Origin of the sequence: Streptomyces sp. NPDC012835 (assembly GCF_042900885.1) — a bacterium.
In the GTDB taxonomy this organism is placed as follows: Bacteria; Actinomycetota; Actinomycetes; order Streptomycetales; family Streptomycetaceae; genus Streptomyces.
The window spans coordinates 1,467,459-1,491,907 of the sequence record NZ_JBIBBW010000001.1; the positions used below are offsets into that span (position 1 = coordinate 1,467,459).

The following is a 24,449-nucleotide window of genomic DNA, read 5'->3' on the forward strand; positions in this document are numbered from 1 at the left end:
GGCGGGGGGTGTGACAACGCCGCCGTCATTCCGTCGGTAGCGCCGCCTCGATCAGGTCCGCCGCCCGGCGGGTCCCTCCCTCCGCCGCCATCTCCCGGCCGATCTCCCCCAGCCTGCGCGCCACTTCGGGGTCGGCGTCGAGAGCGAGCACCGCTTCGCGCAGCGCCTCGGGCGTGACCGCGTCCGTATCGATCCGGCGGGCGACGCCGAGCGAGACCAGCATGTCGGCGTTGCCGAACTGGTCGACGGCCTGAGGTACGGCGACCATGGGTGTGGCCGTCGCCAGCCCCTCCTGGCTGCCGCCCGCGCCCGCGTGGGTGATGAACGCGTCGGCCTGCTTGAGCACGGAGAGCTGCGGCACCCAGCGGTGCACCTCCACATTGGACGGTACGACGCCGAGCGTGGCCTCGTCCACGTGTGCGCCGATCTGGAGCACGACGTGCCAGCCCGGCAGATCCCCGAAGCCCTCGACGCACGCCCGGTAGAAGTCCGGCTGTTTGGTGAAGGCCGAACCGAGCGAGACCAGCAGCACCTTCTTCGCCCCGACGGGCCGCTGCCACTGCCCCTGGTCCGTGCGGTCGCCCTGGCAGGCGCCGACGAAGGTGAAGGTGGAGGTGTCCACCCGGTCGGCTTTGTACTGGAGCGCCTTCGGCATCAGCACGATGGACCGGCCCGGCCGGCCGGCCAGCATCTCGGGGTCCGTGTGGCCCATGTCGTGCTCGGCGAGCCAGCGGGCGAAGCGCGCCCGGTAGGCGCGGCCGCGTTCGGACGACTCCAGCTCCGCGATCATCGGCACGGCCACCTCCTCGTAGTAGCCCTCCCACGCGACCATGTGCGTGGAGACCTGGAAGTACGGCACCTTCCACCGGTGCGCGAGGACCGGCGCCGGGTAGGACGTGGTGTCGCCGATGACCAGATCGGGTTCGTCGCCCTCGAACGCCGTCGTCAGCTGGGGCAGCGCCTGCATGGCGTCGGCGAGGAACGGTTCGATGTTGTCGATCAGCTCCGTCCCCCAGGCTTCGGGGTCGTCGTCGGGCGAGGGCAGAACGGTGGAGTAGATCACCGGCCGGGCGCCGGTCGCGGCGACCTTCTCGGCGAGGGAGGCGGGGATGGCGTAGCTGACGCGATGGCCGCGGGCCACCAGCTCCCTGATGACTTCGAGGCTCGGGTTCACATGGCCGTGCGCGGCGATGGAGAACATGGCGATGTGGGAACGCTTCGTTGCGGTCATGCCCCGAACTTAGACGAGACGAGACGTCTCGTGCAATATGTTTTCCGCCCGCCTCCCCGCCCGAACCTCCCCGCCACTCCCCCGCGCGGACCACGCCCCGACCGGATGCGAGCCGTGTCCGGCCCGGATGCGAGACTTTGGCCCATCGGAACCACCTGACGTGAGTGAGCCATCGATGGACGAGGTGCGGGCGCGCGAGATCCTGGCAGCGGCCGGGCTGCCGCACGACGCGGAGCTGCTGGCCCTGGGCGAGAACGCGGTGTTCGGCACGGCGGGGCTGGTCGTCAAGGTAGGCCGGGACGCCACCGCCCACACCGAACTGCTCGACCGGGCACGGCGGGAGGTCGCCCTCGCCTCCTGGCTCGCGGAGTCGGGCATCCCGGCCGTCCGCGCCGCCGAGCCCGAGGCGCGCTCGGTACAGGGGCATCCGGTGACCCTCTGGCACCGGCTGCCGCCCGCCGTACGGCCGGCCGTCCCCGCCGATCTGGCGTCGCTGCTGCGGCTGGTGCACGCGCTGCCGGCGCCGGTCTCCTTCACGCTCCCCCGCCGGGAACTGCTCGGCGGCGTCGAGCGCTGGCTGCGCATCGCGGGCGACGCGATCGACCCGGCCGACGCCGACTACCTGCGGGGGCGCAGGGACGGCTTCGCCGAGGCCGCGGCCACACTCGTACCCCGGCTGCCGACCGGCCCGATCCACGGCGACGCGCTGCCGCGCAACGTCCATGTCGGCCCGGACGGCCCGGTCCTGGTGGACCTGGAGACCTTCTCCGCCGACTTCCGCGAACACGACCTGGTGGTCATGGCGCTCTCCAGGGACCGGTACGGCCTGCCCGCCGAGGCGTACGCGTCCTTCACCGAGGTCTACGGCTGGGACGTGCGCGAATGGTCCGGCTGCCCGGTGCTGCGCGGTGCGCGGGAGACGGCGAGCTGCGCGTGGGTCGCCCAGCACGCCCCGGCCAATCCGAAGGCGCTGGACGAATTCCGCCGACGGGTCACCTCGCTGCGCCAGGACGACCCCGAGGTCCGCTGGTACCCGTTCTGACCTCGCGCACAACACCCGACCGCCCCGGCAGCCGCCGGCCAGGGCGACGAGAGCGGGGGCAGACGCGGGGCGGGGGCAGACGCGGGGCGGGGGCAGACGCGGGGCGGGGGCAGACGCGGGGCGGGGGCAGGGCTGCACGGCGGGGCGTTTCATGCCGAAGTACCGCTTTTTTCATTCTTTCTGATGAAGGCTCGCCCCTCCCCACGCTCCCGGATTCCGCAGCCCGCATAGTCGACGGCACCACGCCCCTCCCTGCCTGACAAGAGGTGAGAGACCATGCGGACAGAAGCGGTCAACCGGGTCAAGCTCGTGTTCACCCTGTTCGACGCCGATGGCAACGGCTTCCTGGAATCCGAGGACTTCGACCTGATGAGCAATCGGGTCGCCGCGGCCGCGCCCGGGGCCGACGAGGCACGCAAACAGGCGATGCGGGCCGGTTTCACGCGCTTCTGGACCACGCTGCTCGGCGAACTCGACGCCGACCGCGACGGCCGGATCAGCTACGAGGAATACCAGGCGTGCGTCCTGTCCCCGGAGCGCTTCGACGAGGCGCTGGCCGAGTTCGCGGCCGGCTTCGCGCGCCTCGGCGATCTGGACGGCAGCGGCACCGTCACCCGGCCGGTCTTCATCGGCATGATGAGAGGGGTCGGCTTCGAACTGCCCAATATCCACGCCCTCTTCGACGCTTTCGAGCCCGACAGCGCCGACCGGATCAGGGTGGATGTCTGGGAGCCGGAGATCCGGAACTACTACGCCCCTGGCAAGGGCGGTATCCCGGCCGACCTGCTGGCGGTCCCCGCGGCGCCCTGACCGCGGCCCCCGGCCCCAGGTCCCGGCCCCGGGGCCCGCGGACCGCTCCACGAGCGGTCCGCGGGACCGGCGGGCGAGCTGACGCTCCCGGCGGGGCGCGGGCCCTCAGCCCGCCCGCCGCCCCCAGGCCGTCATCACGGTCAGGGCCAGGTCATGGAAGCCCGGGGTCTCCATCTCCTGGTACGCGGCCTCGAAGTCGTCGTGGCACACGTCCCCGTGTGCCACCATCGCCTCCCGCGACCGCTCCAGGTTCATGCGCCACCACCGGGCCTCCGTGCCGCCCGCGTGGACCACCTGAATCCGCGCGTCCAGTCCGACATCGGTCAGTCCGGCACGCAGCAGCGGCTCCGGCAGGGTGCGGGCCCATCCGGTGTCCGAGCCGATCGACCGCTCCAGGTGGGCGCGGAAGCCGCGCATCACCTTCCGGTAGCCCGGGTGCGGCGATTCCATCACGGTGAAGGACGCCGGCTCCTCCACCACCAGCACCCCGCCGGGTCTCAGCCACCGGACCAGTCGCTCCACCGCCCGGTCCGTGTCCGTCTGGTGCACCACCACATACCGGGTGTGCACCAGATCGAACGACGCCGGTGGGAAATCGTCGGTGCGCAGGTCGTGCCGGAGTACCCGCACACCGATCTCGGCCAGTTCGTCCAGATAGCGGGTGTCCAGATCGGTGACCGTCACCCGCGCTCCCTGGTCGGCGAGCCAGCGCGCCACCGACCCGCCACCGCCGCCCACTTCGAGCACGTCGGTCCCCGGCCCGGCGCCCAGCGCGGTCAGCCGCTGCCGGGTGTGCTCGTCCAGGAGCGACTCCAGCAGCTCCAGCCGGTGCCGTTCATCGTCGAACGCGTGGCTGAAAATCCCTTCGCTGTAGCGGTCCCGCGCGGGAGGCTCGGCATCGGGCGGGCGGGGTACGGCGTACGGAAGCTCTGTCGTCATGAGGCGGTCTCCTGTCGCGTGGACCAGCGGCGGCCGTGCTCGGGCCCCGGCCGGTCCGACAGCGCACTGATCGGAACGGACCGGCCCCGCCACGGTGGCAGAGAACGGAGGTCCCGCGGGCACCTTTGCGGAAGAAACCACCCACAACCTGAAATCATCGGCCAAAGCATGACGAAGTGTCGTCACCCATGGAGTGACGCGGCAGCGGGCTCCGGCCGGCACCGGCTCAGGCCGTCAGCGGCGTCGGCCGGGACCGGAGCCGGTCCTCAGCGGCTGTACGGGACGACGGGCCAGGCGGCCTCGACGGTCGCCTCGGGGTTCGACGTGCGCCGGAGATAGCTCTGGAGCGATGCCGACTGCTCGGCCGCCGCACGCACCTGGAGGTCGTGGAGATCCGCCGGGGCCGCCCCGCCTATCCTGGCGTGCCTGACCCCCAGACTGCGGGCCGTGCGGGCCGCTGCCACCGCGTCCGCGACCGCGTCGTGCGCGTTGTCGAACGCCACGCCGTAGTGCTCGCAGAGCGCCTGGAGATTGCGCCGGCCCTTGCGGTACCGGTCCACGTGCTTGTCCAGGACCAGCGGGTCGATGATGGGCAGGGGCCGGCCGCTCAGCCGCTCGGCCAGCGGCTCGACCCCGTGGCGCCGGCACTCGCGGTCCAGCAGCGAGAGGTCGTAGCGGGCGTTCATCACCACGAGCGGGACGCCCGAGCGCAGCACATCGGCGACGGCCGAGGTGATCTCCTCGACGGCGGGGGCGGCAGGCGTCCCGTGCGCCCGTGCGTGGTCCGTCGAGATGCCGTGGATCCCGGCCGCCTGCGCGGGGATCATCACGCCCGGATCGAGCAGCCAGGTCCGCTCGCTCCTCAGCCGCCCGTCCGGCTCCACGGCCACCAGCGCCGCGGTGACGATACGGTCGGACTCGATATCGGTCCCCGTGGTCTCCAGATCGAAACCGACCAGTGGTTCGCCGTGCCAGGTCATCATGGCCCTCCCTCATGCCGCGGTGGAGCTTCCCCCGTTGGACGTTCACCCTGCCACGCGGCACTGACAACCGGGCCGGCGCGGCGCTCGACGGCGGCCGGGACACCGGTCAGGAGACCGGCCGGGAGTCCGTCCAGACCGACTCGAACTCCTCGCGGTACGTCTGGAAGAGTCCGTGTTCGGTGTCCTGCCCCGAACGCACCACCTCACGCCCGCCGCCCCGCAGGACCAGCACCGGCGCCTCCATGCCGCGTGCCCGGCGCAGATAGGACTGCACGACGGCCAGTCCGTCGGGACCGTCGCCGTCCACCAGGTACGCGGTGAAGCGCGGCGTCTCGTCGAAGACATGGATCTCGAAGGCGCCGGGGTCACGCAGTTTGGAGCGCACCCGGCGCATATGGAGGATGTTCATCTCCACCGAGCGGCTCAGCTCGCCCTTGCGCAGCCCCAGTTCACGTTCGCGGCGCTTGACCGCGCTGCTGGCCGGGTTGAGGAAGACCAGCCGTATCCGGCAGCCGGACTCGGCCAGGCGGATCAGCCGGCGCCCGGAGAAATTCTGGACGAGGAGGTTCAGACCGATACCGATGGCGTCGACTCGCCGGGCCCCGCCGAAGAGGTCCTCGGCGGGGATCTGCCGTTGCAGCCTGACCCGGTCGGAGTGGACGGAGACGACGTCCGCGTAGCGGTCGCCGACCAGGTCCTCCACCGCGTCGACCGGCAGCCGCGCCGACGCCGGACCGCCGCCGCCGCTGCCCAGGATCTCCAGGAGCCGGGCCGAGGCCCGCTCCGCCTGGGCGAGGACCGTCTCGGAGAGGGCCCGGTTGCGGGAGACGACGTTGCGCGCGACCTCCAGCTCGTCGAGCGCCAGCTCCACGTCGCGGCGGTCGTCGAAGTAGGGCTCGAAACAGGGCCAGTGCTGGACCATCAGCTCCCGCAGCTGCGGAAGGGTGAGGAAGCTCAGCACATTGTCGTCGGCCGGGTCGAGGAGATAGCCCTTGCGCCGCGACACCTCCCGTACGGCGACCGCGCGCTGCACCCATTCCTGCCCGGCGGGCCCGGCGGCGGCGACCACCCACTCCTCGCCGTGCACCGGCTCGTAGATGGGCCGCAGCACAGCGGCGACGACCGCGCGCAGCCGCTGCTCCACCAGATTCAGCCAGATATAGGCCCGCCCGGCGCGTTGGGCGCGCGTACGGACTTCGCTCCAGGCGTCCGCGCCCCAGTCCAGTTCCGCCCCGATCTCCATCGGCCGTGCGAGCGAGACCGCTCCGGGCGGAATGTCGCCGGATTCCCCCGCGTGACCTGCGTCACCGGGCGGCAGCTCCAGCCCTCCCGAGCTCACCCGCGCACCTGCCTTCTCTCCCTATTCAACGATCAAGGAAGGGTACTCCGCCGAGCGGAGACGGTGCAGCCCGATGCGCAGGCTCCTTTCCCAACTCCCTTGTTCGTGAGGCTTGTTCCGGACGTCGAGTTGGACCGTAGTGAGCCGATTCATAGCGATTGCACCCGATCCGCGCCGGGGCTCACGGGACAAGGGGACGCCCAAGGGGCGGCCGAGCCGGTCAACCGGAGCGGGCCCCGCTGTGTCCGACAGCGCGGCACACGAGGTTGACCCCCAGGGTTGACGCCCGGCGAGAAGCGCCGAGAAGTTCCCGGGGTCCTAGGTGGTTGCCTCGATTTCGGGGAAGATCTGGCTCAAGAAGCCCGCAGCACCCGGATCAGAAGTGGAAGAGTCATATCTATGCAGGTCTGGCCGGGACAGACGTATCCACTCGGCGCCACCTACGACGGCGCCGGCACCAACTTCGCGGTCTACTCAGAGGCCGCCCACCGAATCGAGTTGTGCCTCCTGCACGACGACGGTTCAGAAACGGCGGTGGAGCTGCGCGAGACGGACGCCTTCGTACGCCACGCCTATCTGCCGGGCATCATGCCGGGGCAGCGCTACGGCTTCCGGGCCCACGGGCCGTACGAGCCGGAGCACGGGCACCGCTGCAACTCCGCCAAACTGCTCCTCGATCCGTACGCACGTGCGATCAGCGGGAGCATCGAGTGGGGCGAGTCGGTGTACGGCTACCACTTCGGCAAGCCGGAGTCGCGCAACGACATGGACTCGGCGCCCCACATGATGACCTCGGTCGTGGTGAACCCGTACTTCGACTGGGGCGACGACCGGCTCCCCCGTACGGACTACCACCGCACGGTGCTCTACGAGGCCCATGTGAAGGGCCTGACCATGCTCCACCCGGAGCTGCCCGAGGAGCTGCGCGGCACCTACGCGGGACTGGCCCACCCCGCGGTGATCGAACACCTGACGGAGCTGGGGGTGACGGCGCTGGAGCTGATGCCGGTGCACCAGTTCGTCAACGACCACCGGCTGGTGGACGCGGGTCTCGCGAATTACTGGGGCTACAACACCATCGGCTTCTTCGCCCCGCACAACGCCTACGCCTCCTGGGGCGACCGGGGCGAACAGGTCCTGGAGTTCAAGCAGGCCGTACGGGCGCTGCACCGCGCCGGGATCGAGGTCATCCTCGATGTCGTCTACAACCACACCGCCGAGGGCAACCACCTCGGCCCGACGCTCTCCTTCCGGGGCCTGGACAACGCGCAGTACTACCGCCTGGGCGAGAACCAGCGCTACTACACGGACACCACGGGCACCGGGAACTCGCTGCTGATGCGCAGCCCGCACGTCCTCCAGCTGATCATGGACTCGCTGCGGTACTGGGTGACCGAGATGCACGTCGACGGTTTCCGCTTCGACCTGGCTGCGACGCTGGCCCGTCAGTTCCACGAGGTGGACCGGCTGTCGTCCTTCTTCGACCTCGTCCAGCAGGACCCGGTGGTCAGCCAGGTGAAGCTGATCGCGGAGCCCTGGGACGTGGGCGAGGGCGGCTATCAGGTGGGCAACTTCCCGCCGCTGTGGACCGAGTGGAACGGCAAGTACCGCGACACCGTGCGCGACCTGTGGCGCGGCGAGCCGAGGACGCTCGCGGAGTTCGCGTCCCGGTTGACCGGTTCATCCGATCTGTACCAGGACGACGGACGCCGCCCGCTGGCCTCCATCAACTTCACCACCTGCCACGACGGCTTCACCCTGCACGATCTCGTCTCGTACAACGACAAGCACAACGAGGCCAACGGCGAGAACAACCGGGACGGCGAGAGCCACAACCGGTCCTGGAACTGCGGGGCCGAGGGCGAGACCGACGATCCCGGCATCACCGGGCTGCGCGAGCGCCAGATGCGCAACTTCATCGCGACGCTGATGCTCTCGCAGGGCGTGCCGATGCTCAGCCACGGGGACGAGTTCTCCCGCACCCAGGGCGGCAACAACAACGCCTACTGCCAGGACAACGAGGTCTCCTGGGTCCGCTGGCCGGAGAAGGGCACCGAGACCGACGACGGGATGCTCGTCTTCACCCGGGCGATGGTGTGGCTGCGGCGCGACCATCCGGTCTTCCGGCGCAGGCGCTTCTTCCACGGGCGGCCGGTGGAGGGGACGCACGACGACCTGTCGGACATCTCCTGGTTCACCCCGGAGGGTGAGGAGATGACCCAGCAGGACTGGCAGGCGGCGCACGCCAAGGCCATGACGGTCTTCCTGAACGGACAGGCGATCTCGGAGCCGGGTCCGCGCGGTGAGCGGATCTCGGACGACTCGTTCCTGCTGATGTTCAACGCCGGGGCGGAGGAGCTGGAGTTCGTGGTGCCGGTCAACCTCGGGGAGCGCTGGCAGCTCGTGGTGGACACGGCCCGGCCGGAGGGCGTGGTGCCGGGACAGGGCGGGAAGACCGACGGGGGTGAGCGGATCACGATGATCGGCCGCAGCATGACGGTGCTGATGCGGCTGGCGTAGCCCCGATACCAGTGACTTCGGGCTTGTCGGGGTCGCTGGGTGTGGTGTGCCAAGGCGGGGACAGACGAAGTCGTCGACCTGCCAGAAATAGATCCGAGTCAGCGGTCTGACGACTGAGGGCTGTCCCGTCATGCCTGGTGGATCAGCGCGCGGCGTCAGATGCGGTGCATCGCACGGCGGAGGAGCGTCCGCATACTGGATGTACGCGGATGTTCCGGCAACGCGGCGAGGTGCCGTAGCTGTCGTCGCGCGCCCGCCGGGCATGACGGGACAGCCCTTGGCCACGGTCCGTACCGGCCGGGGGGAACCACGGGATCCGTCGGCCGGCGCAGACCCGCTTCACCGGCGCCGATGGCGGTCGGCGTGCGCGTCAGCTCACCATGCGAGCCGGCAGCCTGCCGCCGCCGACGGGTGCGATACGCCCCGCGCGGGCATTCCCGGGGGAGCAACTACCCGCCGGTCGGACGGTTTCCCATTCCGGAGGCGCGGTCCCCCGTGGCGGGGTGGGCCTGCCACGTTGCCCCCGCCCGCCGTCTCCGTGCATGGCCGACGCGTCAGAGGAGCGCCCCAGGGTACTGAGCACCATGTGGCAGCAGTTCCTCACACTATGGCCAGAAAGCGTCATGGGAGGGCTGTCTCGTTTGGCGACGCTCATCCCGTTGCTCAGCCCGTCACCGCCGCTGCCGTCCAGCATCGGTCGATTCCTCGGAAACAGCCGGCGGCCCGAGCGGGAGCGGGTGACCTAGCTCTCCCCGGGCCCGGCTCCGCAGGGATGCCACGACGGTCTCCGTCCAAAGGTCGCCCGAAGGGCCGTCCCCTGGTGTGGCACCCGGCGCGGTGCGGGTTGCATGGTGCAGTCGTGACCAGAGCCCGGCGGCGCTCCACTCGGTGAAGCGGCGGTGTGCGGTCTGCCATGACGTACCGAAACACGTCGGCAGCTCCCGCCACGCGCAGCTGGTCGTCGTGATGAAGACGATCGCCGCCAGTACCGCCCGGTCGTCCGTCCGGCGCCGGCCACCCCCCTGCGGCCTGGGCGGGGGCGGCGGGATCAGCTGGTGTGCCAGCTCCCACAGGAGGTCGGGCACGAGTCGTTCGATGATCGTCACAATGTGCCATAACGACTCAAGCCGCATGAGACACGCGTGGGCTGCACATCTCAGCCAAAACATGTCGTTGTCGGCAAACAACACACCGCGCTCCCTAGGATCCTGCGCAGCGTTCGCTGTTCTCTCGCACGGGCGGTGGATGCGGTAGCCAGTTTTCCTTCTCCGAATCGGAAGGCGACACATGCCGGTCGAGGTCATCTTCTTCAATGTCGGCCAGGGGGACTGCACCTTCCTGCACTGCTATGAAAAAGGTGCCGGGGCCGGCAGCAGAGGGAAGTCACTGTGGACGGTCCTGCTGGACTGCGGAACGCTCTCTGCCGGGAATATGGCCCCCGGAAAGAAGGATCCGGGGGCCAGGAAGAAGAAAGAAAAGGAAGTGCTGGCAGAGTATCTCCGGAATCAAATCGCCGAGCGCCTCAAGGAGAATGGCGACGTTCTGAACTACCTTCTGATCAGCCATCCGGATCAGGATCATTTCAATCTCATTCAGGACATCATCTGTCATCAGGAGAAGGAATCGAAGACCAATAAGCTGCAGTACGAAATTCGAAATGTGTGGTACTCGTGCGACGTGGAGAACTATCGCGAAGGAAGGGGGGATTACATTACGAATCTATTGAGTGATAATCCAGGGTACACGGTCTGCCCGGATCATCCTACGAAGCATAAGTTGGTGAAACCTCCGGTACGGATGCAGTCCCCGACGGACCCCGTTCCGCTTTTCGACACAACCGACCCGAATCTTTACTTTGTGAGCTGCCAACCCTATGGGCCGCATCCCGATGAGTGGCGTCCAGGGCAGAAAAGGAAGGACATGGCGGACGGTGACCGGCTGGAGCACCCGGGAAAGAGGATGAAGCTGGATGGAAGTGTACCGGCCCCGGCAGACCAGATCTTCGCTATTCAGCAGAGAATCATTGATCTGAAAGAGAAGGGAGAGGGGAAAAAACTCCAAGGCGATGAACTGGACCTGTATTGCCTGAACGTGGTCAATGAGAATTACGGCAAGGATTATCTGACCAAGATCTCGGATCCAGATAGAGTGCTTGCCGCTGCTGTTGTGGCAGCAAAAAACTCTGGCGCACTGCCGCCCCGCTGGCTCATCCTCTCGGCGAGAATCGCTCAGGACGAAGAGACGAAACGGGCGGCCTGGTTCGACGCGGAAGCCCACCGAAAGCTTGGTGACGCATACGTAAAAGATAAGTCCCTGGAGAACGAGCGTCTGGGGCGCATTGCCCAGATGAAAACTCGACCGGTTACTCGAGAAGGATTCGAATACGATGACTACCTGGAGACGCGGGCCGTCCAGGAGATCGCTAATGAATATCTGAAAAATCTTTCCCCAAAGCAACGACAGGATGACCTGGACAAGACTATCGCTTTGATTTCAACGTTTCGAACCGAAGGAAACGATCGCGTCAAGAATATCGGAAATCCGTCGATGGAGAAGGGAAACAAGGACGCGGACGATTACAACAAGACGAAGGATAAAAATCACCATCTCACAGTGCCTGATGTGCTGCCGGTGAAGGATCCGGTCGAGTACAACCGACTGGTCATCGATTACAACATCGCGGTCATGAAATACAATCAGGGTGTCCTTGATTACAACCAGCATTTCCCCGAAGCGGAGTGGTTTGAATGGAAGAGATCACTCGCTCCAGTAATGTCGCTCTACCCTGACCTGGACCCAAAAGGAAAGGAAATGCAGGACCTGGCCGCCGGGCAGATCTACGCCACCTACGTCGAGGAATTACTGACGAAATACCGCGCGGACACACGTCGCCCATGGGAGGCGAAAGCCAAGATCGGTTGGGCCAACGGAAGCAGCATGGTCTTTGTGCTCAAGGGAAAAACGGTGGCCCAGGAGGTGTGGTTGATGGCCGACGCCGTCATGACAGTTGAGTATCTGTTGAAGATCCGCTACGAGAAGGACCCGTTCCTCCAGGGCGCGAAGGATCGTTGGCTGAAGTGCGGGCATCACGGGAGTGAGACATCAACCTCGTCGGACTGGGTCAAGCTCCTCAAACCCACCGGCCTGTTCATCAGTTCCGGGAAGAAGAACTACCACATCCCGCGGTCCGGCCATATGGATGCCATCCGTAAGGCGTGGGGGGAGGCGTGGGGTTCCCCGGACAAAGTGCCCACCATCGATCCCGCGAAAAAACCTAATATCACCACAGGAGTGAAGATCGCTCCGTTCCTGAACCACCACTTCGTTTTCTGGAAGGACGGCGGGAAGGGGAAGAGTGGCTTTGCGTTGTGCCATCAATCCACGAATACCGCTCTGTGTACGTCGTTGATCCCATCGGCCGGGGATCTCTCGCGGGCCGCGCCCGTCTCTAATCCACCTCTTCAAGGAGAAGGGGCGGACTGGCATCTGCTCCTGGACGACAACGGCGGCTATGAGCTGTGGTACGAGTGAGGACTGCGATGAGGCTGTCGGTCAGTACCCTGCTGGATCAGCTCGTGCTTCCGCACGGCATGCTGGCGATCGCCCCCCAGGCCCTTCAACTCGGCTCGGCGGCAGATGCGTTCGCCCAGCACCTTCCGGATGGTGTGCTGCGGGTCATGGAGGCCACCGCCGACCATGAACGGCTCGAGGTCGCCGGACGGATCGAGCTGACCGGCCGGGCGATGGCCCCGGGGAAGGTCAGCTTCCTCACCAGTCCGGGCGGGAACGAGGTGGCCGGGGTACGGGCGGATGTTGTACTCAAGGACGTCACGGGACTTCCCGAAGAGCTGAAACCGGCGTTTGACCTACTCAAGGCGGTCTCTTCCCTGGGCATCTCCGCCGTGCACCTGGTGCTGGGGATCGAGCCGGGCCCGACCGGGGATCCGATGGCCCGGATCGGGTTCGGTGTGGAACTGGACTTCCATCCCGGCGGCGGGGACACCAGGCCCTATCTATGGGGATACCTGCCGCTGGACCCCGCCCAGGCATGGAGCCTGTCCGGCAGTTTCCTCCCGGTGGCAGTGCCCAAGATCGACGACCTCAAGTCCTTCGCCAAACAGACCTCGGAATCAGCCTTCACCCTGCCGCCGGCGCTGGCCACGGTGGCGGGTGGACTGGCGCTGACGGATCTGGTGATCACCTTCGCCGCGCCCGGCAAGTTCCGCACGGCGGGCTTCATCCAGTCCGTATGGCTGCGGGTCGGCGTCGAGAAGCCCTGGACGATCTGCGACGGCCTCACCGTGGTGGACGCGCACGCGGAGTTCGGCGTGATCCAGCCGTTCGGCTCGCCCAGGCTCCAGGCGCTGATCGGTGGCACAGTCGAGCTGGCGGACGGTGTCCTCATCGGCGCCGAAATCAGCTGGCAGGACCAGCGGGTCGAGGTGAGCGGCTCCCTGCTGCGCCCGGTCAAGGTGGAGCCGCTGCTGAAGAAGCACTTCCCCGACTTCCCGGCCAAGACCGGGCTGACGGTAAGTGAACTCTCGCTGCACGGCGAGTTCGGCGGCGCGTCCGCCGGCTACGGTCTCAGCCTGGTCCTGGACGACGCGCTGGAGATCACCGACAGCATCAAGCTGTCGGATGTCGTACTGACGGTGAACAAACAGGGCACCTCCACGGAGGCGTCCCTCGACGCGGTGTGGCAGCTGGGCGACAGCACCACCGTGCAGGTGGGCGGCGCCTGGTCGACCGAGGGTGGCTGGCAGCTGTACGCCACGGCCCAGGAGGTCAAGCCCGCCGAGATCTTCCGGATCTTCGGGATCACCCCGCCGCCGGTGCTCGCCGACGCCACCGTCGAACTGCTGGGGATCAGCTACCACAGCAAGACCGCCCAGTTCGGCCTCGACGTCAGGGCGACGGTCCGCCTGGGCGACATCACGGTTGCCCTCGGGCTGGAGGTGGCCCTGACGAAGAAGGGCGAGGGCAACACCGGTTACGACCAGACCTACACCGGCCGTCTGGTGCTGTCGGTGCCCAGGCGGACCGGCGAACCACGGCTGCTGGCCTTCACCCTGAAGGACGTCCAGAACGCCGAGTTCACCGCCCTCCTGACCGATTCCCAGGGGGTGACCTTCAAGGACCTGGCGGAGCTGCTGGGCGTGCAGGAGACCCCCGTTGTCGACTTCCTCGGCCGGCTGGGCGCCATCGACAAGGTGGCCATCGGGTACTCGTCCACCCGTAAGTCGTTTGTGTTTGCGGTGCACGAGAAGGACCACAATGGATCGCTGGTGGTTGCCTCCGTACGGCCCAAGGAGGGTCCGCGGGAGTGGGTGATGTGTGCCGCCCTGGGGCTGAACGCGAGTCTGTCGCAGGTGCCGCTGCTCAGGGGCCAGATCCCGGCCGGGGACGACATCGGGGTACGGGGACTGGGGGTGCTGTACGCCTCCGGGCCGCTGACCACCCAGCGGATGGGCGAGTTCAACCAGGCACTGGCCGCGGTCGACTGGGCCCCGCCGCAACTTCCGGCCGAGGGCATGGCCAAGGGGGTTGCCTTCACCGTGAACGTTCAACTGCCAGGGGCCACGGCGCCAACCTCACTGATGGTCAAGAGCGGCGGAGGAACCAAGCAGCTCAGTACGGCTGCCGAGGCCGAGGGCACGACGACCGCCGGCACACCGGCCACCCATACAGGGGCCGACAGTCCGACCGCGTCCACGCCCCAGAGAGCCGGGGCCGGCGCGGACGGCGGCCCCGGTGAGGTGGTAGAGGGTGTGGTGCTCAGCTCAACCGAGCTAGCCCGGGCCGCCCAGGGCACCCCCACAGCCGGCGCCCCTACCAGCCCCACCCCCACCAGCCCTGCCGCGGGAGGCGGCGCGCCACCCCTGGTGGCCTGGGTGAACGTCCAGCGGTCCGTCGGCCCGCTGCGGCTGCGCCGGGTCGGGGTGAGCTACGCCGACAACAAGATCTGGGTACTGTTCGACGCCTCGTTGGGCATGGCCGGCCTGACCCTCGGAGTGGAGGGGCTCGGCATCGGGGTGTCGCTGGACGGTGGCAGTGTCGCTTTCACGCTGGACGGGCTGAGCGCCGGCTACGACCGGCCGCCGCTGACCATCATGGGTGCGCTGGTCAACCGCCCCGACGGCACCTACGCGGTGCTGGTCGAAGGCGCGCTGGTGATCTCGGTGAAGGGCTTCGGGCTGACCGCGCTGGGCGCCTACTCCCGGCCGAGGACCGGCCCGGACCAGCCCTCGATGTTCCTCTTCGGCAAGGTGACCGGCCAGTTCGGCGGTCCGCCGCCGGTGGATGTCACCGGCATCATGGCCGGCTTCGGCTACAACACCTCCCTGCGGGTGCCGGAGGCCAACAAGGTGTTGGACTTCCCGTTCCTGAAGGACCTGGACACCATCAAACCGGGCGACGATCCGATGGTCCTGCTCGATGGGCTGATGACCGGCAAAGACCCCTGGGTGCGGCCGGACGTGGGGCAGATGTGGTTCGCCGCCGGCCTGACGTTCACCGTGTTCGAGTTCCTGAAGTGTCAGGCGCTGCTGGTGCTGGAGGTCGGAGACGACTTCGCGGTGGCGGTGCTGGGCACGGCGGAGGCCCGGTTCCCGCAACAGGGCAGCACGGCATATGCGCAGGCCCGGCTCGGTATGTCGGTCAAGTACCGGGCCAGCGAGGGGGTGCTGAAGCTGACCGCACAGCTGGCGCCGGGCTCGTATGTGATCGACGAGGCGTGTGTGCTCACCGGTGGGTTCGCCCTCTATGTGTGGCTGGACGACACCCATGCCGGGGACTTTGTGCTCACCCTCGGCGGATACCACCCCCGCTATCCGGTGCCGAAGCACTACCCGGCGGTGCCCAGGCTGGGCTTCTCCTGGCCGGTCACCTCGGAGCTGACGATCAGCGGCGGCGCGTACTTCGCGCTCACTCCCGGCGCGATCATGGCCGGTGGCGCGCTGGAGGTGAACTACCGCTCGGGTGATCTGCACGCCTGGCTGACCGCGCACGCGGACATGCTGATCGAGTGGGCCCCCTTCCGGTTTGACGTGGGCATCGGAATCAGCATCGGCGTCAGCTTTGTGCTGGACCTCTGGCTGGTCCGGGAGACGATCCGGGTGGAGGTCGGCGCGGACCTCCAGCTGTGGGGGCCGCCGACCGCCGGCACGGTCACCGTCCATCTGTGGTTCATCAAGTTCACGGTCTCCTTCGGCGCGGACACCTCGGGGGAGCGGACCGGCGTCTGGTCGGATGTGCGCCGACAGCTGCCGGCCGATTCAAAGACGGCGGTGCGGCTGGCCGTCACCGCGGGGCTGATCCCGGTCAAGTCCAAGGCCACCGAGCTCTGGGTGATCGGCCCGGGGGCGTTCTCGTTCGCCCTGCGCACCACCGTCCCGGTCACCACCTTGCGGCTGGGCACCAAGAGCGCCCGGTCGGTGCCCGGCCGGCAGGTGAACCTCCGGCCCCTGGGCAAGGCCGGCAAGAACCTGACGTCGACGTTCATCCTCTCCCTGGCCAAGGGCGCCGAGGAGGCGGATCTCAGCACCTGGACCGCCCTGCCCATCACCAGCAGCCTGCCCGCGGCCCTGTGGGGCCCGAACGACGGCACCCTGAACGTCACCAGCGCCCAGCAGGTGGACAACCAGCTCACCGGGGTTGACCTACACCTACCGAAGCCCACCGAGGGCAGCTCCCCGGGGCCGGTCGCGGCCGGCACCCTCCGCAACGACGACCGCAAGCCGGACGGGATCCTGCCGCTCAAGGCGTCCCTCGTGCCGGGAGACACCGACGCCGGACCGCGAGCGGAGCGGACCGCGCCTGCCACCCCTGGGCAGCCGGCCCCGACCGGGCCGCGGACCCCCGCCACCCCCACGGCCGGCGGCGCCGAGCGCACCGAACGGACGGAACGTACCGAGCAGACGGATCGGGCGCTGTTGAGCCGGGCCGCGCTCGCGGTCTCCGGTGAGTCGGTGGGCTGGGCCCGGGACCGGCTGTTCCAGGCGATGGACTACCTGGAGGTCAGTCCCGGCACCAACGAGGCCATGCAGCCGGACGATCCGCTGGTCGCGGGCGACCTCACGGCCAAAACACCGGTGCTCCACGGCAAGCCCACCCCCACCGGGCCACGGCTCTATGTGCTGGGCGCCACCAACACGCTCACCCCGGTCGATATTCACAGCCTCACGGTCTCCACCGCGGCTGTTTCGGCGGCCGGCCAATCGGCCCCGCTGGACCTGGCGGCAAGCCCCGACGGGCGCTGGACCTGTGGCCCCAGCGGCAGTCAGCATCCCGAGGTGATGGACATCTCTGCCGGACCGCCGACGAAGGCGACCCCGGTGAAGATGGAAACCTGGGTGCCGCCGCGGCCCCGGTCGGTGGCCATCTCCCCGGACAGCGACCGGGCGTTTCTGACCTTCGCGGAATCCGATCAGATGCCGGTGTTCAACCCGACCGGTCAGGTCAGCCGGCACGACGTGTCGATGGGCGGCGAAATCCCCTACGGGGTGGTGCCGGGCACAGGTCACTGGTGGTCGGCGGAGAAGAAGTGGGTGTACGTGGCCCTGCCGGCGAAGGGGCAGCTGCTGCCCGTCGACGTCACCCAGGTGGACAATCCCCAACCGAGCCGCAAGCTCCTGAACGCCGGTCCCCAACCCACCCGGCTGGTCGCCGACCCCCGGGGCCGTTGGCTGTATGTGATCAACGAGGGCCACGCGACGGTCTCGGTGGTGGATCCCGACGCCGACGGCAAGGGCGTGGTGGCCACCCTCCCCACCGAGAGCGATCCCAGCGCGCTGGCCGCGTCCCCGGACGGGAAGCGGCTCTATGTGGCCAACCGGGTGCCCGGCACGGTGTCGGTGTTCGACGTCTCCGGCGCGACCCCCATCGAGTGGGGTGAACCCCTGTGGATCGGCCCGCAGCCGATCGCCCTGGCGGTCGCGCCGGAGAGCGACCGGCTCTTCGTGGCGCTGGCCGCCTCGAAGGACATCCAACTGGTCGACACGGTGGCCGACCCACCGGTCCGGCTGCCGGTCCAGCTGACCATGACCGACCTGCCGTTGGCGCTGACGGTCACCCAGGCACCACCCGGCCCGCTCCCCAGCGCAGCAGCCGCCGGGGACACTACGCAGAAGGAGGGGGACCGGGCATGAGCCATATCGAGTCCGTCGAGAAGACCGACCCGCCGCTTGAGGTGCACTTCATCGACTCGATGGTGCCGGCGCTCGCCGCCGGCCACTATGTGCTCACCGCTCAGCAGACCCTGGTCGACACCAGCAAGAACCCGGTGGACCAGGGCTATCTGCCGGCCGGCTCGTCGGCGGTGACCCAGCAGCTGGAGGTGCGCGCCCCGCGGTTCGGCGTCCAGCCGGAGTGGATCCACGGCGAGTACCCGCCGGACGGGGCCACCGGGCTCTACTCCGCCGTGCTGCCCCATGTGACCCTGCACCGGCAGACCCTGCCATGGGAGCGGGACGACGCCTCACACCTGCTCGACGACGGCTCGCGGCTGCCGTGGCTGGCGCTGCTGGTCTTCGGCGAGAAGGAGCTGGAGAACGACCCGCACTGTCTCGGTCAGACCGAGCCGCGCACGGTGACCCAACTGCTCGGCTCCGAGGCGGGGGTGACCCTGCCACCGTTTGACACCGTCGGCAGCCCGATCCCCGAGGAGGACAAGGAAACGGTCTGCCGGACGGTCCTGGTCTCCGAGGCCACCTTCCGGGCGGTCGCGCCCACCCAGCGGGAGCTGCCGCTGCTGACCCATGTTCGCCGGGTCAACGAGCAGCACCAGAAGGCCCGCGACGACCTTGACCTGATCGCGATCGGCGACTACGCGGTGGTGGTCGGCAACCGGCTGCCGCGCGCACTCGGTGGGCGCTACGTGGCCCACCTGGTCTCGCTGGAGGGCTGGCTGAAGCATCTGCCGACCGATGGGCAGCAGCCCCATGATCAGGGCGCGGAGGGAAAAGTGCGGCTGGTCTCGCTCTGGTCATGGGCCTTTGAGTCGCTGCCCGACCACTCGCCCGGTTTCGCGGCGCTCACCGAGAACTTCGTCGACACCCAGGGTCCGGGCGGCACCGGACTGCTGCTGAAGGTGCCGACGGGTGACCGGCGGGTGGCCGGCGCTGAGCAGCAGGAAGTGGTGAAGCGGCTGGCGGGCGGCTATCTGCCGCTCTCCTGCCGTACCGAGGCGGGCCGTTCCACCTACGGCTGGTACCGCGGCCCGTTCATCCCCGTTCCGGCCCAGTCGAGGACTGACCGGGACCGCCGTCGCTGTGCCGCCGAGGCGCTGATCCATCTGGAGCAGTACGGCATCTTTGACGTCAGTCTCGCCGTGGCGTTCACCGCCGGCCGGGGCGTCGCACTCGCCGACCACGCCTTTGCCGCAGCGCAGTTGAGGCTGCGCGCCAAGGCCCGTGAGGCGCTGACCAATTCGGACGAGTCGGGTCTGTCCCCTGCCGCCTACCGCTCGGCCACGGACACCGACGCCGAAAACACCGGCACCGACACCGTCGCAACCGGCACCCGCACTGCTGAGGCCGGAACCGTCGTTCGGTCGCCGGAGCCGGTCCGGCTGCTGCCGGGGGGTGCAAGAGCCCGGCTGGAACAGTTGGTGGCCGAGGGGCTCGGCGACCGGCTCGCTCCTGCCCTGGCCGCTCCGGCGGACGTGCCCCCCGGCAGGCTCTCCGGGGCCGGTGGCCGGTCCCGGACATCGACCGCTGCCACTCCCACGCCGCTGGTGACCCCGGCGGCCGCTGCGACCAGGCTGCCCGCCGCGGCGAGCCTCACCGTGCAACGGCTCCGGACCGAGCCCGCGTTGCGGGAGCGACTGGGCGCGGCGCTCACCGGTCTGACCGGGACGACCTTCCTACCCGCACCCGCACTGGCACGGGCTGCCCCACCCGCCCCCACCGCGATCGATGAAGAACAGCCCGAGGAGCAGCCCGACCAGGACCTCACCGCGGTGCGGAACTGGCTGATCAAGCTCCGGAATCTGACCGGAGTCCCCTTCGCCCACCTGGTTCCCGACAACCGGATGCTGCCACCGGAGAGCCTGCGGTTCTTCCATGTGGACTCCGACTGGACGGAGACCCTGGTGGAGGGCGCGCTCAGCGTCGGGCTCGCCCATGACTTCGATCTGGTGGTGGACGACCTGCTGTTCGGGCCCAAGGGCCAGGCCCCGCTGCCGGTGCCCGACCAGCCGCTCACCGGTCTGCTGATCCGCTCGGAGCTGGTGACCGGCTGGCCCGCCCTGGAGATCCGCCCGTACCCCAACGTGGAGGAGACCGGTGGGGAGATCGTACTGCCGGTCCTCCGCCGGGAGACCCTCGCCGCCGATGTGCTGCTGGTGCTGGTCGAGGGCGTGCCGGCGCGGGTGGAGATCGCCGAACCACAGCAGGGCGTGCACTTTGGGATCGACGAGCCGGAGGGCGGCACCTCGGACGACCCGGTGGCGGACGGCATCATCCGGCTGCGCAGGCTGAAGGGCACCATCGGACAGGAGATCGGCGAGCAGGTGCGCTTCCCCCGCACGCCGGGGCTCCAGGGCTTTCTCCGCCCGGCCGGCCCTGGCGTACCGGACCACGTGTTCCGGATCGCGGACCTGGCAGCCGGCATCGCCGGCGAGCTGAAAAACCAGGGCGAGTTGACCGGCGACGCGATCACCGCCAGCGACTTCGCCATCCAGATGATCAACGCAGCACAGCGCCGTACCTTCCGGGCCGCCACGCGGGAGAGCGTCCAGACGACGGGAGCACACCCCCATGACTGACAGCGACAAGCTACTGATCGTCCCGGTACAGGTGGACGCCCTGGTGGTCAACTACCACGTACGGGAGGAGGGCGGGAAGGGCTTCCGCCGCTGGCAGCCGAACTTCAACCTGCTGCGCCACTACCAGACCCCGGAGCCCGACCCGTTCAGCAACGACCAGTGGGACTGGAGCCTGGACGAGAAGAACGACGGTGTCTATGTGCGCTGGGAGGTTCCCGAGGCCCTGCGGCACGGCGCCCCGCGCGAGCCGGGTGGACGTACCGAGTTCCCCTTGGTGCCCAACCGCTGGCTGGTCGTCCGCCATGTGAAGGGCATCGGTGGCAGCGCGGACAGTGTGGCCGGCTGGGTCGTGGAGAGCGACTATCTGGACGCGGAACTAGGCACCTCCCGGACCATCCACCCGATCCGGCCCGGCGTGACGGACCCGACGGTCACCCCGTACCGCTCCTCGTTGACCCTCACCCAGCTGGGACGCCGTCAGGACATCGCCGGCTCCACCGGCTGGAGCGAGCCGACCGGTCCCGAGCGCAAGGAGCTCTTCCTCACGGCGGTCGGCCCGGGACTGATGACCTTCCACGCCTTCCAGCCGTACCACCAGGACGTGTTCTCACTCCATGACGACCTCGCCGGCCTGGACACCGGCACCATCAGCTACCAGGTGATCGGCTGGCACTCCGACCCCGCGCAGGAGGAACTGCGCCGCCGGCTGGGCCTCGGCGGCGCGACCCTGGAGAAGGTGCTGGCGGGACTGGACTGGAAGGTCGACCAGCTGCCGCACGGCTGGACGCCGGAGGCCACGGCCTACTGCGGGCTGACTCGCGCGGTGGCCTGGGACCGGAAGGGAGAGGCGCCCGACTCGGACCGGCCGGTCCTGGACCACGACCGGGACTCGGTGCCCTTCGCGTTCGGCAGCAGCGCCGACGAGGCGTCCGCTGCGTTGCTGAGCGAGGGCCTGCACCGGCTCCGGAGCCGCACCGAGCAGTCGGCGCGGGCCACGGATGCGGAGAGCGCCGCAGGCAGCGCCCCGGGTGCCCAGAGCTCGGCGGGGCGGGCCGACCCCGTCCTGCTGCACGCCCTCGGCCGCGGCCTGCTGGACACGCTGGACGGCAAGGACGGTGGCATCGAGACCGCGCAGGCCATGCACCGGGGCTGGTTCGAACAGCACCCCGGCGGTTACATCTGGCGGATGGTGGACACCTCCGACAAGGGCAACACCTCCGGCAACCCCGACGAGGTCACCTGGTCCGGTGTCGCCGCCAAGGAGGAGCAGCTGCTGGCGGCGCTCAACGCCGCCCAGACCGAATACGACTCGCGGGCGCGGCAGCTGACCGCGCTCCAGGGCCGGCTCTACGCGCTGTGGTGGATGCATGGACTGCCCCTCATCCCACAGCAGTACAGCAGGGAGCAGTTCCGCGTCGAGATCGACCCGGAGCAACCCACCGGACTCGCCGCCAAGGTGGCCGAGGAGCAGGCCGCTGTACAGAAACTGCGGGACGCGGTCCCCCACGGTGCGGACGCCAAGGCGCTCGCCCTGTCCATCCAGGACTACCTCACCGCGCACCAGCTGACCCTGCCCCCCGGCCATGAGCTGCGCCGGGAGGCGCTGCCGCCGTTCTGGCAGCCGGCGGACCCCACGGTGGTCATCTCGGGCTCCAACAAGCAGAAGAAGCAACGCCCGTTGGAAGGCGCCGGCACGCTGCTCTGCCGACTGCCCGCCGACATCTTGGGCGGGGTGCGGCCCGGCGACCCCTTTCCCCGGCCGTTCGACGCCCTGCAACGCGGGGGGCTGCCCACGATCGTCTCGGCCCTGCTGGGCGAGTTCGGCTATCTGCTGGACCCGGCCAACGTCCATCTGACACCTGCCTGGCGACAGCCGTGGAAGCCGCTGCTCTGCCAGTGGGAGGTGACGTACTGGCCGGTTCCACAGGGCAGCGCCGCGGCGCCGAACTGGGAGTTCGACGGCAGCAGCTACCGCTGGGTGCGGGGCACGGCGGCCGAGCCGCACACCGCCGCCGGGCGTCGCTTCCTGGTGCCGCTGCCCCAGTACACGCTGAGCAACCAGCTCGGGAAGTACGCCGCCGACCGCTCGGTCGGCTCCCCCGACGCGTTCGCCGCCGCCGCGGCGCAGGTCAAGGACCTGGATCTGCTCTCCCAGAGCCTGGACGGCCTGACCGACGCGCTCGCCTGCCGGGACCGTGCCCCCAACCTCAGCCCGCCCGGCCGGATGGGTGAGCTGGTCGGTGACGTCTACGGGCACCTTCCCAACCCCGGGCCCCTGCCGGAGCCCTTCAAGGGCTGGCAGCCGTCGGATTTCACCCAGATCCGGGCCGGCCAGCTGGCCCTGAGCCGACTGAGCGTGGTGGACGAGTTCGGCCGCACCCTGGACGTCGTGCTCAACGGTGACCAGCTGAACCGGCACCCGGTCGTTGCCACCAGTATGCTGCCCGGCGACCTCTACGCGGACAAGGACCTGCACGACCGGTTCGCCCAGTTGGCACCCCGGCTGCTCCAGCCCGCCCGGCTGCGCTTCGATTTCGTCAACGAACACAACGACGAACAGCTGGTGGACCTGACCGCCGACACCACCCCGGTCTGCGCCTGGATCGTTCCCAGCTATGTGGACCGCGCCCTGCTCTGCTACGCGCCGACCGGCGCCCCGCTGGGTGAGCTGCGCCTCCAGCTGGCCGTCGACCAGACGACCAAAGAGGTCTCCAACGTGGTCGGGTGGGGTCCGCTGCCGGACTCGGCGTACCACACCCTCGCGGCCCTGAAGGATGTTCGGCCCCGGCTGTACTCCTTCGCTGCCGAGCTGGTGGCCCGGGGCCCGGCGGCCTTCCTTGAACTGCTCTCCAGCACCGGCCGGGCGCTGACCGGAATCGACCCGGGCAACCCCTACGGCGACGATGTGCTGGGCAATCTGCTCGGTCGGCCGCTGGCCCTGGTCCGCGCCCGGTTGGGATTTGAGCTGGACGGCCCACCGGTGAGCGATCCGGGATGGCAGTACGCCCTGGACTGGAAGGTGCTGACCGACTGGCGGCAGCGGGTACAGGCCCTCAAGGGAAAGGCCCCCGCGGAGCTGGACCATCTGAACTACCAGTGGCCGGTGCGGCTCGGCAACGCCGGACAGCAGGGCGACGGGCTGGTCGGCTACTTCTCCGAGGCCGACTCCACCACGTTCTACTCGGTGGCGACCCCGGACACCCACCCGTCGGTGGGATATGTGCACGAGATCGGCAGCGACAACTGGCCCCGGCTACGTGCCGACTCCACCCAGCGCACCCATCTCACCCTGCTGATGGACCCGCAGGCCGCTGTGCACGCCACCACCGATCTGCTGCCGGTCAGCACCCTCCAGCTGCCCAGCCGTTTCACCCGGACGGCGATGTCCGCGATGAGTGTGGCGCTACGGCTCAGCCCGGTGCTGACGGCACCGCGCCGGGTGCCGGTCAAGGCGAAGGCGGTGGAGCCCGGTCGGTCAGCCGCAGCACGATCAGCCGGGCCGGTCTCCGCAGTGGGTTCGGCGGTGGAAGCGTCGGTGCCGGCCGTCGACCCCGGGTTTGTCACCGAACTGGCGCTGCCGCACCCCACCTCCCCCCAAGGCAACTGGGACTGGTCCGAACTGGCGCTGAACACCACTGCTTCGACCGAGGTGGACCAGGACGGCTCCGCCGGTCCCGGCTGGACGCACCAACCGATCGTCCAGATCGACCAGACCGCCCGGCTGGACGAGGACGGTCCCACCGTCCGTACCGGGTACCTCCGGCTCACTGGTGGTTTCAGCTGACCGGGTGTTCCGGATCTGCCCCTCCCCTCTGCTGCCC

The 24,449-nt window shown here is 69.0% G+C and carries 12 protein-coding genes; 7 read left to right on the plus strand and 5 right to left on the minus strand.

The window, feature by feature from the left end:
• Window positions 1-25: 25 nt before the first annotated feature.
• A complete protein-coding gene (gene mgt / locus ACFY6S_RS06070; RefSeq protein WP_388823341.1) occupies window positions 26-1,231 on the minus strand; it encodes a macrolide-inactivating glycosyltransferase in 1,206 nt (401 codons plus the stop codon).
• A 175-nt stretch (window positions 1,232-1,406) separates the two neighbouring features.
• On the opposite strand from mgt, the gene ACFY6S_RS06075 reads away from it, so the two are divergent.
• Both ACFY6S_RS06075 and ACFY6S_RS06080 read left to right on the plus strand, forming a co-directional pair.
• Window positions 1,407-2,273 carry a phosphotransferase enzyme family protein gene (locus ACFY6S_RS06075; protein ID WP_388823874.1) on the plus strand — a complete coding sequence of 289 codons (867 nt, stop codon included), beginning with the start codon at window positions 1,407-1,409 and terminating at the stop codon, window positions 2,271-2,273.
• A 276-nt stretch (window positions 2,274-2,549) separates the two neighbouring features.
• A complete protein-coding gene (locus ACFY6S_RS06080; RefSeq protein ID WP_388823343.1) occupies window positions 2,550-3,083 on the plus strand; it encodes an EF-hand domain-containing protein in 534 nt (177 codons plus the stop codon).
• Window positions 3,084-3,188: 105 nt separating this feature from the next.
• Here the strand turns inward: ACFY6S_RS06080 and ACFY6S_RS06085 are convergent, their stop codons facing one another.
• The 3 genes from ACFY6S_RS06085 to ACFY6S_RS06095 form a co-directional block, all read right to left on the minus strand.
• Window positions 3,189-4,022, minus strand: coding sequence for a class I SAM-dependent methyltransferase (locus ACFY6S_RS06085; protein WP_388823345.1), 834 nt, complete (start codon window positions 4,020-4,022; stop codon window positions 3,189-3,191).
• A 266-nt stretch (window positions 4,023-4,288) separates the two neighbouring features.
• A complete protein-coding gene (locus ACFY6S_RS06090) occupies window positions 4,289-5,002 on the minus strand; it encodes a 3'-5' exonuclease (RefSeq protein ID WP_388823876.1) in 714 nt (237 codons plus the stop codon).
• Window positions 5,003-5,111: 109 nt separating this feature from the next.
• On the minus strand, window positions 5,112-6,344 hold the full coding sequence (locus tag ACFY6S_RS06095; protein WP_388823347.1) for an SAV2148 family HEPN domain-containing protein: 1,233 nt from the start codon (window positions 6,342-6,344) through the stop codon (window positions 5,112-5,114).
• A 399-nt stretch (window positions 6,345-6,743) separates the two neighbouring features.
• Between ACFY6S_RS06095 and glgX the strand changes: the two genes are divergently transcribed.
• The gene (glgX, locus tag ACFY6S_RS06100) at window positions 6,744-8,864 is read left to right on the plus strand and encodes a glycogen debranching protein GlgX (protein ID WP_388823349.1); all 2,121 of its coding nucleotides are present in this window, start codon (window positions 6,744-6,746) and stop codon (window positions 8,862-8,864) included.
• A gap of 671 nt (window positions 8,865-9,535) precedes the next feature.
• Here the strand turns inward: glgX and ACFY6S_RS06105 are convergent.
• A complete protein-coding gene (locus ACFY6S_RS06105; RefSeq protein WP_388823351.1) occupies window positions 9,536-10,168 on the minus strand; it encodes a transposase in 633 nt (210 codons plus the stop codon).
• On the opposite strand from ACFY6S_RS06105, the gene ACFY6S_RS06110 reads away from it, so the two are divergent.
• Genes ACFY6S_RS06110 through ACFY6S_RS06125 form a run of 4 tightly spaced genes read left to right on the plus strand, consistent with a single transcriptional unit; the run spans window position 10,152 to window position 24,412 of the window.
• Complete coding sequence (locus tag ACFY6S_RS06110; protein WP_388823353.1) at window positions 10,152-12,395, plus strand: hypothetical protein; 2,244 nt, start codon at window positions 10,152-10,154, stop codon at window positions 12,393-12,395. The genes ACFY6S_RS06105 and ACFY6S_RS06110 overlap by 17 nt on opposite strands.
• Before the next feature lie 8 nt (window positions 12,396-12,403).
• Window positions 12,404-18,010 carry a DUF6603 domain-containing protein gene (locus ACFY6S_RS06115; RefSeq protein ID WP_388823355.1) on the plus strand — a complete coding sequence of 1,869 codons (5,607 nt, stop codon included), beginning with the start codon at window positions 12,404-12,406 and terminating at the stop codon, window positions 18,008-18,010.
• Window positions 18,007-20,628, plus strand: coding sequence for a hypothetical protein (locus ACFY6S_RS06120; protein ID WP_388823357.1), 2,622 nt, complete (start codon window positions 18,007-18,009; stop codon window positions 20,626-20,628). Before ACFY6S_RS06115 ends, ACFY6S_RS06120 begins: the two co-directional genes overlap by 4 nt.
• Window positions 20,621-24,412, plus strand: coding sequence for a hypothetical protein (locus ACFY6S_RS06125; RefSeq protein WP_388823359.1), 3,792 nt, complete (start codon window positions 20,621-20,623; stop codon window positions 24,410-24,412). Before ACFY6S_RS06120 ends, ACFY6S_RS06125 begins: the two co-directional genes overlap by 8 nt.
• Window positions 24,413-24,449: the final 37 nt, after the last annotated feature.